Origin of the sequence: Herbiconiux daphne, assembly GCF_024979295.1 — a bacterium.
In the GTDB taxonomy this organism is placed as follows: domain Bacteria; phylum Actinomycetota; class Actinomycetes; order Actinomycetales; family Microbacteriaceae; genus Herbiconiux; species Herbiconiux daphnes.
The window spans coordinates 501628-516904 of the sequence record NZ_JANLCJ010000002.1; the positions used below are offsets into that span (position 1 = coordinate 501628).

12 protein-coding genes are annotated in these 15277 nt (G+C 72.7%); 5 read left to right on the forward strand and 7 right to left on the reverse strand.

The genetic code is table 11. The annotated features are described in order from the left end of the window. Positions 1-248 precede the first annotated feature (248 nt). Together N1032_RS07870 and N1032_RS07875 are read right to left on the reverse strand one after the other, a co-directional pair. Positions 249-764: a methylated-DNA--[protein]-cysteine S-methyltransferase gene (locus N1032_RS07870; RefSeq protein WP_259538471.1), complete on the reverse strand. Its 516-nt coding sequence runs from the start codon at positions 762-764 to the stop codon at positions 249-251. After that, positions 761-2512 (reverse strand): DNA-3-methyladenine glycosylase 2 family protein, encoded by a 1752-nt coding sequence (locus N1032_RS07875; RefSeq protein WP_259538472.1) that lies wholly within the window; start codon positions 2510-2512, stop codon positions 761-763. The genes N1032_RS07870 and N1032_RS07875 overlap by 4 nt, the downstream gene beginning before the upstream one ends. An 88-nt stretch (positions 2513-2600) precedes the next feature. On the opposite strand from N1032_RS07875, the gene N1032_RS07880 reads away from it, so the two are divergent. From N1032_RS07880 to N1032_RS07890, 3 genes are read left to right on the forward strand one after another with little or no spacing between them, the layout of a single operon-like run. Beyond that, a complete protein-coding gene (locus tag N1032_RS07880) occupies positions 2601-3761 on the forward strand; it encodes a M4 family metallopeptidase (protein ID WP_259538473.1) in 1161 nt (386 codons plus the stop codon). After that, a complete protein-coding gene (locus tag N1032_RS07885) occupies positions 3745-4371 on the forward strand; it encodes a protealysin inhibitor emfourin (RefSeq protein WP_259538474.1) in 627 nt (208 codons plus the stop codon). Before N1032_RS07880 ends, N1032_RS07885 begins: the two co-directional genes overlap by 17 nt. A 53-nt stretch (positions 4372-4424) precedes the next feature. Next, positions 4425-5258: an ABC transporter ATP-binding protein gene (locus N1032_RS07890; protein WP_259538475.1), complete on the forward strand. Its 834-nt coding sequence runs from the start codon at positions 4425-4427 to the stop codon at positions 5256-5258. A 139-nt stretch (positions 5259-5397) separates the two neighbouring features. Here N1032_RS07890 and N1032_RS07895 read toward each other — a convergent pair whose 3' ends face one another. After that, entirely contained in the window at positions 5398-6387 is a 990-nt protein-coding gene (locus N1032_RS07895) for an oxygenase MpaB family protein (protein WP_259538476.1), read from the reverse strand. 42 nt (positions 6388-6429) lie between these two features. Between N1032_RS07895 and N1032_RS07900 the strand changes: the two genes are divergently transcribed. Further along, positions 6430-8199, forward strand: coding sequence for a geranylgeranyl reductase family protein (locus tag N1032_RS07900; RefSeq protein ID WP_259538477.1), 1770 nt, complete (start codon positions 6430-6432; stop codon positions 8197-8199). On the opposite strand, the gene N1032_RS07905 is transcribed toward N1032_RS07900, so the two are convergent. Further along, a complete protein-coding gene (locus N1032_RS07905) occupies positions 8180-10270 on the reverse strand; it encodes a cellulase family glycosylhydrolase (RefSeq protein ID WP_259538478.1) in 2091 nt (696 codons plus the stop codon). The genes N1032_RS07900 and N1032_RS07905 overlap by 20 nt on opposite strands. A gap of 109 nt (positions 10271-10379) precedes the next feature. After that, a complete protein-coding gene (locus N1032_RS07910) occupies positions 10380-11699 on the reverse strand; it encodes an MFS transporter (RefSeq protein ID WP_259538479.1) in 1320 nt (439 codons plus the stop codon). Positions 11700-11812: 113 nt separating this feature from the next. On the opposite strand from N1032_RS07910, the gene N1032_RS07915 reads away from it, so the two are divergent. Further along, entirely contained in the window at positions 11813-12688 is an 876-nt protein-coding gene (locus N1032_RS07915) for a LysR substrate-binding domain-containing protein (RefSeq protein WP_259538480.1), read from the forward strand. A 158-nt stretch (positions 12689-12846) separates the two neighbouring features. Here the strand turns inward: N1032_RS07915 and mftF are convergent, their stop codons facing one another. Together mftF and mftE are read right to left on the reverse strand one after the other, a co-directional pair. Continuing rightward, positions 12847-14352, reverse strand: a complete 1506-nt coding sequence (gene mftF, locus N1032_RS07920; protein ID WP_259538481.1) for a mycofactocin biosynthesis glycosyltransferase MftF — start codon at positions 14350-14352, stop codon at positions 12847-12849. Continuing rightward, on the reverse strand, positions 14349-15221 hold the full coding sequence (gene mftE / locus N1032_RS07925; protein WP_259538482.1) for a mycofactocin biosynthesis peptidyl-dipeptidase MftE: 873 nt from the start codon (positions 15219-15221) through the stop codon (positions 14349-14351). Before mftE ends, mftF begins: the two co-directional genes overlap by 4 nt. Positions 15222-15277 lie beyond the last annotated feature (56 nt).

Consider the following 15277-nt stretch of genomic DNA (forward strand, 5'->3'; position numbering starts at 1 on the left):
GCAGCGGGTGCTGGTGGCGGTGTCCCCGCTGCAGCCGGCGCAACGGCTGGTGCTGCATCGCGGCGGCGGTACGCACGAGCAACGAGCGCTTGACGTCGACGCCCCAGCCGAATCCGCTTTGGGACCACCTCGCCTGACAGCGGGCCCGATGCTGTTCGAACGGGCGAGTTTTCGGGCCTTCGAGCCTCCATAGCGACGCAGGTGCCTTTTTTCGCCGATTCAGTCGTTGGGTGCTGGTGGTGGCGGTGCTAGTGCTGCAGCTGGTGCTGCATCGCGGCGGCCTCGCGCGCGAGCAGCGAGCGCTTGACGTCGACGCCCCAAGCGAATCCGCCGAGCGAGCCGTCGCTGCGCAGCACCCGGTGGCACGGCACGAACAGCGCCGGAGCGTTGCGGGCGCACGCGCTGGCCGCGGCACGCACCGCGGTGGGCCGGTCGAGGGCTGCCGCGAACTCCTGATAGGAGAGCGGGGCGCCGGGGGCGATCTCGCGCAGCTTCTGCCACCCGCGGCGGTGGAACTCTCCCCCGCTCTGCACCACGACGACGTCGTCGATGGCGGTGACGTCACCCGCGTAGTAGTCGCGCACGGCGTCGGCGGCGGCGGTCTCGCCGGGCTCGACCTCGGCCGGGCGGAGAGCCGGACCCAGGCGGCCGAGCAGGGCGTCGACGTCGCTGGTCCACCCCGACGACAGCACTCGCCCCTCGTCGTCGGCGATGATGCCGAACGGGCCGTCGGGCGTCTCGACGAACTGGATGGTGGCGCTCATGCGATCTCCTCGGTGGTGGGGGTGGTGGTGGGTGCGGTGGTGCGGGTGGTCCGTGGCGCGGCAACGCTGAGGGCGGTGGCGGCGGTGCCGACAGCGCGTCCAGAGCGGACGGTCGGCGACGTGGCCGGTGTGAGCGCCGGGGTGGCCTTGGTGGTGCGTGGGACCCGCGGCGCATCGGCGGCCGCCGATGCGGGAGTGAGCCTGGCGGCGGCCGGCGCGGCGGCATCGGCGGTAGCCGTCGCGGCCGACGCGGCGGGGGCGCGCCGGAGAGGCGGGGGCGCGGCTGCCCAGAGGTGCAGGCAGAGGTAGGAGCGCCAGGGGGCGAAGTCGGCGGCCCAGGCGGCCAGGTCGCGTGGGGTGTGCGGAAAGCCGAGTGCGCGCGCGCCGCTGCGCACGGCGACGTCACCGGTTAGCAGCACGTCGGGACTTTTCAGCACCCGCATGGCGAGATAGCCGGCGGTCCAGTCGCCGATGCCCGGGATGGCGACGAGTCGCTGCCGCTGCTCGGCGGCGTCGTCGCCGAACGAGATCTCGAGGTCGCCCGAGGCGAGGGCTTCGGCCACGCGCACGACGGTGGCGATCTTCGCGCGCGGGCCGGTGAGCACCGAGCCGGCGTGCTCGGCCACCTGTGCCGCCGTGGGAAAGAGGAGGGTGGGGGGCGATGACGCGGTGGTGGACGAGGATGCTGCGGCGGCGGCATCCGGAACCTGTTCGAGCGGCGAGCCCGCGGCCAGGGTGAGGCGGTGCAGCAGCGTGCGCGCCGACGCCACCGAGATCTGCTGCCCGATGATGGCGCGGAAGAGCATTTCGTGGGCGTCGACGGCTCCGGGCAGGCGGATGCCGGGCAGCGCACGTACCCGCTCCGCGAGCACCGGGTCGGCCGAGAGCGCCGCGTCGACCGCCACCGGGTCGGCATCGAGGTCGAACAGGCGACGGATGCGCGACACGAGCACCGGCAGGTCGGCCAGCGCGGTGAGGTGGGCGTCGAGCACGAGCTTCGAGGCGCTCTGGCGCACGGTGAACCACGCGGGCCCACCGGGCAACGCCACCGACCGGGTGTAGCTGTCGGTGCCGACGGTTTCGACCCCGGGCACGGCACGGGCCGCGAGCCAGGTGAAGACTCCGGCCGCGTCGAACGGCTCGCGATAGGGCAGGGTGAGTTCGATCGCCCCGGGCACGGCGGGCTGCGCCCGGGACTGCCGCGCGCGCATCTCGGTGGGCGTGAGCTGGAAGACCTCCGCCACCGTGTCGTTGAACTGCCGGATGCTCGAGAATCCGGCAGCGAAGGCGATGTCACTCATCGAGAGATCGGTGGAGGTGAGCAGGGTGCGGGCGGTCTGGGCCCGCAGTGCGCGCGAGATGGCGAGGGGCCCGGCGCCGAGTTCGTGGCTCAGCACGCGGTTGAGGTGGCGGTTCGAGTAGCCGAGGCGGCGGGAGAGGCCGTCGACGCCCTCGCGCTCGATGAGTCCGTCGCCGATGAGCCGCATGGCACGGGCGGCCAGGTCGTCGCGGAGGTTCCAGGCGGGGGTGCCGGGCACCGCCTCGGGCAGGCACCTCTTGCACGCGCGGTAGCCGGCCTCGTGGGCCGCGGCGCTGGTCTCATAGAAGGTGACGTTGGCGGCGTGCGGCGTGCGGGCGGGGCAGCTCGGGCGGCAGTAGATGCCGGTGGAGCGCACGGCCGTGATGAACTGGCCGTCGAAGCGGCGGTCGCGCGACTGGATGATGCGGTAGCGCTCGTCGAAGTCCATGCATCGAGTCTCACACGCGCCGGCGACCCTCACTAGCGGAAATCGGACATCGCGGTGCAGTGTCGGCGGCCCACCGTAGGGTCGAGTCATGTCGCACTTGCCGAACCCTCTCGCGTCGAACACCCCTCTGCCCAGCACCGCCGCCAGTCCGCCCGCCGGGGCCGTGCACCGGTCTCGCGGGGCGCATTCGATCGTGCCGCCCTACCTGCTGGCCCGCATCGCGCAGGCCGACGCCTTCGGTCTGCAGAGAGCGGCCGAGGCCGCGAGGCGGTCGCTGCTCGCCGATTCCCCGCTGCGCGATGAGCGGGTGCGGGCCACCGCGTCGAGCCCTGCGACGCCGCAGGAGCTGCTCGCGGCCGCACCGCTCGTGCCCGTCGTCGACCGCACCATCGCCGACGCCGGAAACACCGAGACGCTGCCGGGCCGCTTGGTGCGTCGCGAGTCCGACGCCCCGACCGGCGACGTGGCCGTCAACGAGGCCTACGACGGCCTCGGCGCCACCTTCGCACTGCTGCTCGACGCGTTCGGCCGCGACTCGGTCGACGGCAAGGGCCTGCCGCTCGAGGCCACCGTGCACTACGGCGACGACTACGACAACGCGTTCTGGGACGGCGAGCGCATGGTGTTCGGCGACGGCGACGGCGAGGTCTTCGGCCGTTTCACCGCGTCGCTCTCGGTCATCGGCCACGAACTCGCCCACGGCGTCACCCAATACACGGCGGGCCTGGCCTACGAGGGGCAGTCGGGGGCGCTCAACGAGTCGTTCTCCGACGTGATCGGAGCCCTCGTCGAGCAGCACAGCCTCGGCCAGCGAGCGGATGCCGCGAGCTGGCTGATCGGCGAGGGCCTGTTCACCGACGCCGTCGAGGGGCGCGCGCTGCGCTCGATGATCGAGCCCGGCACCGCCTACGACGACGACGTGCTGGGCAAAGACCCACAGCCCGCCGACATGGCCGGCTACATCGACACCGCCGACGACAACGGCGGGGTGCACCTGAACTCCGGCATCCCGAATCGCGCGTTCGCCCTCGCGGCCGTCGAGCTCGGCGGAAACGCCTGGGAGGGCGTCGGGCGGGTCTGGTACGACACGATCATCGGCCCGCTCAGCCCCACCGCGACCTTCGCCGAGTTCGCCGACGCCACCCTCGCTGCGGCCCGGGTGCGCTTCGGCGACGATTCGGCCGAACTCTCGGCCATCGAGCGCGCATGGTCTACCGTGGGCGTGAGGAGTGATGACCGAGCAGAGTGACGAGCGGCGCGGCGGGGCGCAGGTCGGCGACGCGCCCGGGAGCGATTCGGCCGGCGACGGCGGGCCTGGCGGTGGTTCGACCCAAGACGGCGCGCCAGGCAGCGGTTCGGCTCGCGACGGCGCGGTCAGCGGCGACAACGCGACCGGCGACGGATCAGCCCCCGACGACGGGCACGGCAGCGGCTCAGTCCGCAACGACGCGCCCGGCAGTCGTGCAGGCCGCGACGACGGGCCCGGCAGCGACGCAGGCGGCGACGGCGCGGACGGCAGCGATTCGGCCAGCGGCGACAGCTCGCCGGGCAGCTCCTCCAGCGCCGACATGCCCGCGCGCGAGTTGCGCATCACCGTGGCGCGCACGGGCGGGGTGGCGGGGCTGCGACCCAGCTGGACCGTCACCGCGTCGGAGCCCGCCGACGTCGACTCCTGGCTCTCTCTCGTGGAGTCCTGCCCGTGGAACGGCCCCGAGCCGGTCGACGCCGATCCCGACCGGTTCGTCTACACGATCCGCGTGCTGCAACCCGAGACCGAGCGCGACGCTCAGGTGCCGGAGCGCCACCTCGGCCCCTGGCGCGACCTGATCGACCGGGTCAAGAAGGCCAGTTCGACCTGATCGGCGGGCCCGCCCGGTGCGTGCGGCCGCGCGCACAGCGGCAGAATGGTCGGGTGAACTCAACAGCGCCTGTGCTCGAACTCCGGTCGGTGCGCTTCGTGCGCAAGGGCCGCGTCATCCTCGACGACATCGACCTGGCGGTGCGCGCCGGCGAGCACTGGGCGCTGATCGGGCCGAACGGGGCCGGCAAGAGCACCATCCTCAGCCTGTGCGGAGCGGTGCAGCACCCCACCTCGGGCGAGGTGTTCGTGCTCGGCCACCGCCTGGGTCGCGTCGAGCTGCAGAGGTTGCGGCAGTCGATCGGGCATGTGAATCCGCGGCATCCGCTCACGTCGGCCCTCACCATCCGCGAGGTCGTCCTCACCGGACTCACGGGCACGATCGAGCTGGTGCCGCACTGGAGACCCACGGATGCCGACCTCGCACGCGCCGACGACTACGTGCACCTGCTCGGCCTCGACGGCAAGGCGGATGAACCGTGGACCACCCTCTCGCAGGGCGAACGCGGTCGCACCCTCATCGCACGTGCCCTCATGACCGACCCCCGACTGCTGCTGCTCGACGAGCCGTCGACCGGCCTTGACGTCGCCGCACGCGAGCAGCTGCTCGACACGGTCGACCGGGTGCGGGCGGCGCATCCGGAGCTCGCCTCGGTGCTCGTGACTCACCACCTCGAAGAGCTGCCGCGCACCACCACCCACGCCATGCTGCTCGCCGACGGCCGCGTCACCTCGGTCGGGCCGGCAACCGACGTGCTCACCACCGCGAACATCACCGCGTGCTTCGACCACCCCATCGAGATCGAGCACCGCCACGGTCGCTGGCACGCGCGCTCGGTCGCACAGGGCGCGGCTGAGGCGGGCCGGGCTGGGGCGGGCCCGGGCTGACGGCACTTGGCGTCGGCGCCCGGCTCGAGCGGGCGAGCTGCCATGGGCTGCCTCCCGAACAAGCGCGCGGCGGCCCCGGGCCGACCAGGCTTGGCGTCGGCGAGCTGACGCGCGCCCACCTGGCGAAGTCCGGCCCCCGTCAGGCGTAGTCGGCGCGGATGCGGGCTACATAGCGACGCTGCGGCCAGCGACGGATGCCGCGGGGAAGCACCCGGTAGATCGGCGCTCCCACCCGCACGAGCCGCGCGAAGCGGCGCTGACGCGCGTCGGACCAGGCGAATCCGAACTCGCGCCGCACCGCCTCGGGCAGCAGGGCGACCGTCACGAGTCGCGCGACGGGCATCGCCCGCCGGATGACGAGCGGCGCCTTCTCGGCACGCAGCAGTGCACCGGCCACCGCCCGCACGGTGTCGTCGACCCGCAAGCGCTCGAGGGTCTCGTCGAAGTAGGCCCGGAACTCGGCGCGCGTCGCCGGCCAGAGGTGCTCCGGCATCTGCAAAGTGGTGCCGAGCCGCGAATACTCGCGGTAGACCCGCTCGGCCGACACGTCGTCGAGCTCACCGTAGACCGTCTCGTACACCGTGAGCGCCGTGTCGTAGAGCGTCGCCGCCACCCACAACTGCAGTTGCGGATCACGGGCGTCGTAGTGCGGGTCTCCGGCCCGCGGTCCCGGCGCGCTCCCCTCGCGGTCGCGCAAAGTGTCCCCTGCGCCCCCGTTTACCGCCCTTTGTGCGACCGCGGCACCACCGGATGCCGCCCCGCGAGCATCGGGGTCGCGCAAAGTGTCGGCTACCGCGGCGGGTGGAGCATTTTGCGCGACCGCGGGGCGCGGCGAGGCATCCGGAGTCCGTCGCGTGCCGGGGGTGGAGGGCACGGCGGGCGGGTTGCGCACGCCGGCGTGGGCGCGGTTCACGGCACGCTGCATGATGCGCACGTCGTCGTCGGAGCCGCTCGAGAGCGCGTAGATGTAGCTGAGGGTGGCGTTGAGGCGGTCCATGGGGCGGTTCGCGAAGTCGCTGTGCCGGGCCACGCCGTAGCCGATCTCGGGGTAGGCGATCTGCAGCAGGATGGCGCGCCCGGCGCCCGCGAGCAGCACGCCCTCGGGCGCGATGTCGGCGAGCGTCAGCATGCAGCGACGGTAGCACCCGGCGCCCGGCACTAGCCTGAAACAATGCCGACCACCGCCGGTGCTCCCGACTGGACCTTTGACTCCCTCACCTGGGATGTGATCGTCATCGGCGCCGGTCCCGCCGGATCGACTGCCGCCCGCGTCGCCGCCGAACACGGCGCATCCGTTCTGCTGCTCGATCGTGCGCGGTTTCCGCGCTACAAGACCTGCGGCGGCGGGCTGCTCGGCGAGTCGCTGCAGCTCATTCCCAAAGCGGCCCGGGCCACGATCGAGTCGAGGGTCACCGATTCGGTCATCACCGACCGGTTCCGTCGCTCGACGCGGTTGCGCGCGCCCGATCCCTATCTCGCCATGGTGCGCCGGGCCGCGTTCGACGACGCTCTCGCGACGGCGGCGACGGATGCCGGTGCCCGCTTCGTCGAGGGCGTGACCGTGCGCGAGATCGCCGAGGGCGACGCGTCCCCCGGGCCGGGCGGGCCTGCCGGCGGCGAAGCCGGGCCGATCCTCGTGCGCACCACGCTCGGCACGGCGGCGGCGCGGGTCGTGATCGGCGCCGACGGCACGGGCGGACGAACTGGCCGCCACGTCGGCGTCATGCCGGGCGGCATCGACCTCGGCCTCGAAGACGAAGTGGCGATGCCCGCCGACGACCGCCGCTGGCGCGACCGCGTCTACCTCGACTGGGGCGGCGCCGCCGGCAGCTACGCGTGGGTGTTCCCGAAGCGTGACAGCCTGACGGTGGGTGTCATCCAGCGCAAGGGATCGCCCGATCAGACCCGCGACTACCTCGCCGCCTGGCGGCACCACCTCGCGCTCGACGACGCCGAGACGCTGCACTCGTCGGGTCACCTGACGCAGTGGCGCACGCCCGACTCGCCGGTGCGCCGCGGCCGGGTCATCGTGGCGGGCGACGCCGCCGGCCTGCTCGAACCCTGGACCCGCGAGGGCATCTCGTTCGCCCTCCGCTCCGGATCCTGGGCCGGCGAGGCCGCGGCCGCCACCGCGTCTGCGGGTGCTGCCAGCAGCCCCGCCCCCCTCGCCGGCTACGAGCACCGCGTTCGCACCGAACTCGGCGCCGAACAACGCGTCGGCGCCGAGCTGCTGGCCGCTTTCGAACGCCGCCGCGGACTCGTGCACACCCTGCTACGCACCCGCTCCGGCGCCCGCTTCTTCGTGCGCTTCTGCCGCGGAGAAACGACCCTCGCCCGCTTCGGCCGTCACCGCCTGGTGATGCGCCTCGTGCGCGCCCTCGGCCGACTCGGCCGGCTCCCCCGGCCTCCGGATGTCTCTGCGGCCCCGCGGTCAACGCAACCCGCGGGGCGCATCACGGTGCGGAGACACCCCTGTGCATTCGGCCGTCACTGTGTCGTCGTGCGCCTCATGGCACCCTCGCTGAACCCGTTCGGCCGCTCGGCGCACGGATTCGTCGTGCGACGTCAGCGGCCCGCGCGGCCCTCGAACTGCATCGCGGAGCAGCGGCGAATCGGTCTGGCGCGGCCGCGCTGCCTCGTAGGCGTCCTCGGCTCACCCGCTCTCCCCGGATGCGTCATGCGGCGCCCGCGTCCGGCTCAACCTGCTAGGCGCATCGCGGCGGTGATACACCGGCTCGACCGCCTCGTGGCACACCTCGTGCGCGCTCTCTGCCGAAGTGCTCGTCCGCCTGACCAACGGATGCTTCGAGTGGCACCCCCGGCCGAAGCAATCCGCGACGCAGCCCGTCGTGATGCGGCGATGCGACGACCTCCCGATGCGACGACCTCCCGGTGCGACCAGGTGCCCCTCGAGACGATCGCTAGCCGGCCACCAGCGTGAGCACCGGCGCACGCGGCGCCGAGGTCGAGTCGAGCTGCACACCGGCCGTCACGGTCTCGCCCGGTGCCACGTAGCGGGCCCAGTCGGTGCCCGTGCAGGTCACGGTCTTCGCCTTCACGGCGCAGTCCATGCCCCACGAGTTCACGACCACAGTGGCGTTCGGGTCGGGCCACGAGACGCTCCACCCGGATGACCCGCCGCTGTTCGTCACCGACACCTCCGCCACGTACCCGGCCTGCCACTCGCTCTGCAGCGCCCACGAGGCCGAGAGGTCGCCGAGCGATCCGGTCGAGGGCGGCACGGCAGGGGGCGGCACGGCAGGGGGCACCGCGGGCGGCGGCACGTTCGGCGTCGCCGGCGAGCCCGACGGGGTCGGTGAGCCCGAGGCCCCGCCGATCGGCCCGGGACCGGCCGATCCGCCGATCGTGCCCGGCGCATCCGGTGCCACCGACGGCAACGGCGTCGGCTCGCCCGAAGGCCGCGGCGCACCCGGAGCCGGCGTGCCCGAACCCGACTCCGGCCCAGCCCCGCCCCCAGGCCCAGCCCCGTCCCCGTCCCCCGCCCCCGGCGCCACCGGCGCCCGAGGCACCACCGGCGCCCCCTCCCCGAGCACCGGGGCGAGCGCCGCGAGCTTCTCCGCCTGCGGCGTCACCCAGTCGTCCTGCACGATGCCGCCCGTGTCGCCGCTGTTCGGGTTGAACGACCAATACGAGAAGCTCAGCGCGTTCACCGCCAGATAGTCGACGAGGGCTCCGAGCCAGGCGCGGTCCGACGCGGTCTGGAGCTTCGTGCCGAACTCCCCCACCAGCACGGGCGCGATGTTCTCCGTGACGAGGTAGCCCCAGTTCGCGTCCCACACCCCGGGCAGATTCGCCGGATAGTCCGCCGCCGCGAACCACGCCTGTGAGAAGATCGACGCCGGGTAGTCGTGCGGCGAGTACACCACCCGATCCGCCACAGAGAGCGCCACCGGCGCCGCCGCGACATCCGCGAGCCCGCCGCCCCACCAGGTGCGGCTGCCGTCGCCCTGCTGTTCGACGCCCTCGACCACGATGAGCAGCCGCGGGTTCACCGCCAGCACGGCGTCGCCCGCCCGAGTCGCGGCCGCCCGCCAGTCGACGGCCTCGTCGCCGCACCCCCAGCAGGCCGTGCCGTGCGGCTCGTTGTGCAGGTCGAACCCGATCACCGCGGGCTCGGACGCGTACCGCTCGGCGAGCATCGTCCAGTCGGCGATCCAGGTGGCCTCGCTGAAGCGGTCGGTGTACCAGAGCTCCGACTGCGCCCCCGAGTCGGGCCGGTGCCGGTCGAGGATGACGCTGAGCCCGTAGCCCTTCGCCGACTGCACCACGACGTCCATCAACTGCAGCGGCGACAGGTCGACCAGCCCCGGATTCGCGTTCGCATCGATCGACGTCGAATGCGCCGCCGCGAGGCACTCGTTCGAGAACGGCAGCCGGATAGTGTTGAACCCCATCGACGCGATCTGCGCGAGACCGGCGTCGAGACTGATCGACCAGAGGCCGTGCGGGGCGCAATTGCTCGTCTCCATGCCGAACCAGGCGATGGCCTTGATGACGAACGGCGACCCGTCCTCACGCTCGATCGTCGCGCCGTCGGTGTGCAGCCAGCCGGCGACGGATGCCGCGCCCGCGCCGCTCCGGTCCGACCCGGCCGTGGGCGCCCCCGTCGACCCGCCCGCCGAGGTCTGCGCGGGTGCGGCCGTCGGGGTGCCGATCGGTCCGGGCGCCGCCGCGCCGGTGTGCGGCGTGGCGCCGGGCCCGGCATCCGTCGTCTGCGCCGCGGCCCCTGACTGCACTGCGCGCCCCGGGTCTGCTGTGGGGACCGCATTCTGAGCGCCCGCGAGACCCGCGCCGCCCGCGCTCGGCGCCGCCACCGCCGACACCAGAGACGACACCGACGCCGCTGATGCCACAGATGCCGCGCCCACCACGCCCGCGACGAGCACGACCGCGAGCAGCCCGGCAGCCCGCCCACGCCACGGCGCCCGCCACGCAGCCTGCCGCCGCGCGCGCCGCGCAACCGAGGTGTCGCGCTCCGAACGCCGGCTCATCGCCCAGACCGTGCCACGGCCGCCCTCTCCCCCGGGTCGTCGGCCCGATCGTCAGTGCCAGCCCGGCGCTCCACCCCTGCGCACCGGTTAGGAGGGGAACGATATCAGGTCAGCGCCCGACGATGGTGACGAGCGGTTCGTGCCGGCGGATGCGCACCCGCAGATGCAGGTCGGAGCGCCTGGCGATGACGAGCCCCACCACCACGGCCGCGAGCGCCGGCACCGCACCCGACAGCACCATGCCGACGTGGGCGCCGAAGTGCTCGACCACCCACCCCATGGTCGGTCCGCCGATCGATTGGCCCCCGAGCAGCACGAGCACGTAGAGCGACATCACGCGGCCCCGGATGGCGGTGTTCGACGACATCTGCACCAGCGCGTTGGCGCTCGTGATGAAGAGCAGCCAGCCGAAACCCGCGAGCACGAGGGCCGCGCCGAAGAGGTATTCGCTCGGCATCAGGCCGCTCGCCGCCTGGAGGGTGCCGTAGAGGGCCGCCGACACCACGATCGTGCGCAGCCGCACCGTGCGCCGCCGCGTCGAGAGCAGCGCCCCGGTGAGCGCCCCGACGGCGACGAGCGTGTTGAAGAGGCCGTAGCCGCCCGGGCCGACCTGGAACACGTCGTTGGCGTAGGCGGCGAGGATCACCGGCAGGTTCTGCGAGAAGACGGCGAGGAAGGCGAGGATGACGATGGTCCAGAGAATGGTCGGCTTGCTGCGGGCGTAGCGGATGCCCTCGATCAGCTGCCCCTTCGCACGCGGCGCGACCGGCGCCGGGTAGAGCTCGCTCGTGCGCAGCCGGCTGAGCGCGAACACGACGAGGGCGCACGCGATCGCGTTGATGCCGAACGACCAGCCCGCCCCGACGGCCACGAGCAGGGCACCGCTGATGGCCGGACCGATCAGCCCACCCAGCTGGAACATCGACGAGTTGAGACTGATCGCGTTACGCAGGTGCACCGGCCCGACGAGCTCGTTCGTGAACACCTGCCGCGCCGGGTTGTCGATCACCGTGACGAAGCCCAGCACCACCGCGACCGCGTAGATGTGCCACACCTGAACGGTGCCGGTGAGGGTCAGCACGGCGAGCGTGAGGCTCGTGAGCACGGCGGCGGTCTGGGTGAGCATGAGCAGCAGCCGGGTCGGGTAGCGGTCGACGATCACCCCGCCGACGAGCCCGAACAGCAGCATGGGCGCGAACTGCAGTGCCACGGTGATGCCCACCGCGGTCACGCTGCCCGAGAGCTGCAGCACGAGCCAGTCCTGAGCGATGCGCTGCATCCACACCGCGGTCATCGCGACGATGTTCGTCATGGCGAAGATGCGGTAGTTGCGCACCGTCAGCGAGACGAGCGTGTGCTTCCACGGAGGCGGCGAGCTCAGAACGGTGATCGGTTCGGTTTGGGGATATCCGGAGAGAGTCGATGCCACGAAGAGTTTCCTAATAATTGTTCGCCTGCCTTCGACGCTAGCGAAGGCCGCAGCATTGTGAGACTAAATTGGAGCTATAACTCCTATTGGCTTTTCGAATGAACGGATGCCGCGTGTTCGACCCTGTCCTCCTCCGAACGTTCCTGGCCGTGGCCGAGACCCACAGCTTCACGAAGGCCGCGACCCAGCTCGGCCTCAGCCAGCCGACCGTGAGCCAGCAGGTGCGAAAACTCGAGACGGCAGCCAAGCGCATCCTGATCGCCCGTGACACGCGCATCGTGACGCTGACCGACAACGGCGACGCGATGGCGGGGTTCGCCCGCACGATCCTGGCCGCGCACGCCGCCGCATCGAGCTACTTCACCGGCTCGGCCATGCGCGGCCGCCTGCGGTTCGGGGCCGCCGACGATCTGGCCATCACGCAGCTGCCGCGCATCCTGCGTCACTTCCGTCAGCTCTACCCCGAGATCAACCTCGAGCTCACGGTGAACCAGAGCCTGCCGCTCTACCGGCAGCTGAAGGCCGGGCGGCTCGACCTGATCTTCATCAAGCAGATCCCCGAGGCGAACGACGGCGCCATTCCCGAGCAGGGGCGGGTGGTGCGGCGCGACACCATGGTGTGGATCGCCGAGGAGAAGACGGTCATCGACCCCGGCGAGCCTGTTCCGCTGATCGTCTATCAGGCGCCGAGCATCAGCCGGCAGCTCGCGATCGAGGCTCTCGAGGCGGCGGGGCGAACCTGGCGCGTCACCTGCAACACGCGCGAGGTGAACGGGGTGCTCGCGGCGGTGCGTGCGGGCATCGGGGTGGCGGCTTTTCCGCACACGCTGATTCCCGACGACCTCGTGAAGGTGAGCAACAAGTTCAGCCTGCCGGCGCTCGGCGACGTCGACTTCACCCTGCTGTCGAACCCCGCCGCCCCCTCCGAACCCGTCGAGGCCCTCTCCTCAGCCATCCTGGGACGCGCCCTCTCCCGCACAGGCGCCTAACCCCTCTCGCCCTCCCCCGCCGTCCCGCCCCTCCTCGGGCCCCTGCTCCCCCCTTCGCCGAGTTGCGCCAAAGTGCCCTTCCCTGCGCCAATTGTGGGCACTTTGGCGCAACTCGGCGGAAGGGAACGGGAGGGAGCGTCAGGGAGCGTCAGGGAGCGTCAGGGGCGGCGGCGGCGCAGGTCGGGGAGGAGGGCGCCCCAGGAGCGGCCGCGGAGGGCGCTGACCCAGACGCCCGCGCCGTAGGCGAGGTCGTCGAGGCGCCGCAAGAGCGCGAACCGCACCGGATCGAGCCGCACGCGCGTGCGCCGGTGCTCGATGGCGACGTCGACCAGGTGCGCCACGAGCACGGCCCGCCGCAACCGGGCCGAGAAGAGGCATCCGATCGCGACCGCCGGCCACCAGTGCCGCAGCAGCAGGGCCATCGCCTGCACGAGCGAGGCGAGCAGTCCGCTCGCGGTCAGCCCGGCCGCGACCCGCACCGGATGCCCGCTCTTCGACAGCTTCGCCGCCAGGCGCCACACCGTCACGGCCGAGATGCCGAGCGCGACCGGCACCGACCACCGGCGCTGGGCGAGCAACGCAGCGACGACGGCGGCGCTCCACGGCGCGAGCACGGCCGGCGCGATGTCGTGCGGATGCCGCTCGGCCAGCGGATGCGCGCCCGTTCCATAGAACGCCTTGCGCGCCATCCAGGTCACGAGCGCCGTGCGGTGCTCGTGCCACACCGTCGCCGCGGGTTCGTAGCGCACGCGCAACCCGGCGTCGGCGAGCCGCCACACGAGGTCGACGTCTTCGCCCACCCGCATGTCGGCGCTGAAGCCGTCGGCGAGCGCGTCGACCCGCCCGAGCAGAAAGGTGCTCGACACCCACGACACGCGCGCCCGCTGCCGCACGATCGCGGGATCTCCCCCGAGATCGAGCGACGACCGGGCGTCTTCGTAGCGGCCGATCCAGTTGAGGCCGCGGTCGCCCGGCAACCCGAGCACCCGCGGTGCGACGAGCGCCACCCGCGCGTCGGCGAAATGCGGCAGCATCGCCGCCACGGCCTCCGGATGCGCCACCACGTCGGAGTCGACGAACGCGACGAACGGCGTGGTCACCAGCTGCAGTCCGGCGTTGCGCGCCCCGGCCGGGCCCACGTTCTCGGCGAGTTCGACGAGTCGCGCCCCGTGCGCCCGGGCGACCGCCCGCATGGCCTCGACGTCGACGGATGCGTCGTCGACCACGATCACCCGTGCGCCCACCGTGTGCGGCGCAGCCCCACCCGCGTCTCCGCTGCCGAGTGGGTCCGCGGAGTCAGCCGATCCGGACGGGCCGCTCACCACCAGCGCGTGCAGGAGCCGGTCGAGCTGCGCCGGGCGGTCCCGCACCGGAATGACATACGTGACCTGCGTCGGGTCGCCCGACGGGAGCGATCCCACGACCGGGTCGGCGATACCCGTCTCGAGCAGCCGATCGGCGAGCACCGCCGTGGCCCGATCGCGCACGGTCAGTTCGCGCCCGTCGAAGAGGCCGGACGCGGCCGAGGTCAAGTACAGCACCCGCGTCGGTGCACCCCCGATGAGCGCCCGCCCGCCGTCCTTCACCCGAACCCGCCGCCCCAGCCGCACGACCGTGCCCACCGGCAGCGGCAACACCTCCGCCGGCGGTCCACCGCCGCTCATGGCGCTGCCTCCCCGCTCGGTTCCACGCAGTCACTGGATGCGCGCGAGACGGAGACGCCCAGCATGCCGTTCGCGTCGGGCACGCCGGCGGCGACCCGCGCCGTGGCGTCGGCGATCATGCCGGCGAGCAAGGCCTCCCCTTCGGCGGCGGTGGCGCCCGTCGGATCGCCGAGGATGCCCGACGGCGACACCGATTCGACACCGGATTCCGCCAGTCGAGCGAACAGCTCCGGCAGCGGCGTCGTGCTGCCCGCCGGCGGCAGCGGCAGAGCGACCGCGTGCGGCATGAGATGCAGCATGAGCGAGGTCTCCACCCGGCCCGCGTGCGCATCGACCACACCCTCGAAGCCCGAGTTCCGGGGCACCGTGCACGGCACCCACGCCACCCGGTGGCCCTCGGCCACCAGCTGGGGAACAGCGGATGCGAGGGTCGTGACATTGCCGCCGTGACCGTTCACGAGCACCACGCGCCCGGCCCAGGTCGAGAGCGATCGCACGAGCTCGATCAGTACGAACCGCAACGCCTCGTGACCGATCGAGACGGTGCCGGCGAACGACTGATGCTCGCCGCTGGCCCCGAAGGCGAGAGCCGGGGCGACCACCGCTCCACGGCCCAGACGCTCGGCGACCCCGGCGACGACCGCCGAGGCGATCACGGTGTCGGTGTCGAACGGCAGATGCGGGCCGTGCTGCTCCGTCGAGCCGATGGGCACCAGCACCACCGCGTCGGCGGGCACGCGTGGCCACGACGCGGCGGACAGGTCGATCGCACCCGCTGCCTCCGGGCCGGCCGACCCGGCAGAACCCCGCCGGCGCTCCCCACTCACCATGCCCTCGAGGCCTCCTTCGGCGTCGCGTCGATGGTCCACGGTACCGTCCGCCCTCGGCCATCGCCCGACGCCCGACCAGCCCGACCAGCCCAAAC

Bases quoted from the DNA above. Each gene is read 5' to 3' on its own strand.
- N1032_RS07875 (WP_259538472.1), bottom strand. From the start codon at position 2,512: ATGGACTTCGACGAGCGCTACCGCATCATCCAGTCGCGCGACCGCCGC.
- N1032_RS07905 (WP_259538478.1), bottom strand. From the start codon at position 10,270: ATGAGCCGGCGTTCGGAGCGCGACACCTCGGTTGCGCGGCGCGCGCGG.
- mftF (WP_259538481.1), bottom strand. From the start codon at position 14,352: ATGAGCGGCGGTGGACCGCCGGCGGAGGTGTTGCCGCTGCCGGTGGGC.
- N1032_RS07895 (WP_259538476.1), bottom strand. From the start codon at position 6,387: ATGCTGACGCTCGCCGACATCGCGCCCGAGGGCGTGCTGCTCGCGGGC.
- N1032_RS07900 (WP_259538477.1), top strand. From the start codon at position 6,430: ATGCCGACCACCGCCGGTGCTCCCGACTGGACCTTTGACTCCCTCACC.
- N1032_RS07870 (WP_259538471.1), bottom strand. From the start codon at position 764: ATGAGCGCCACCATCCAGTTCGTCGAGACGCCCGACGGCCCGTTCGGC.
- N1032_RS07880 (WP_259538473.1), top strand. From the start codon at position 2,601: ATGTCGCACTTGCCGAACCCTCTCGCGTCGAACACCCCTCTGCCCAGC.
- N1032_RS07885 (WP_259538474.1), top strand. From the start codon at position 3,745: ATGACCGAGCAGAGTGACGAGCGGCGCGGCGGGGCGCAGGTCGGCGAC.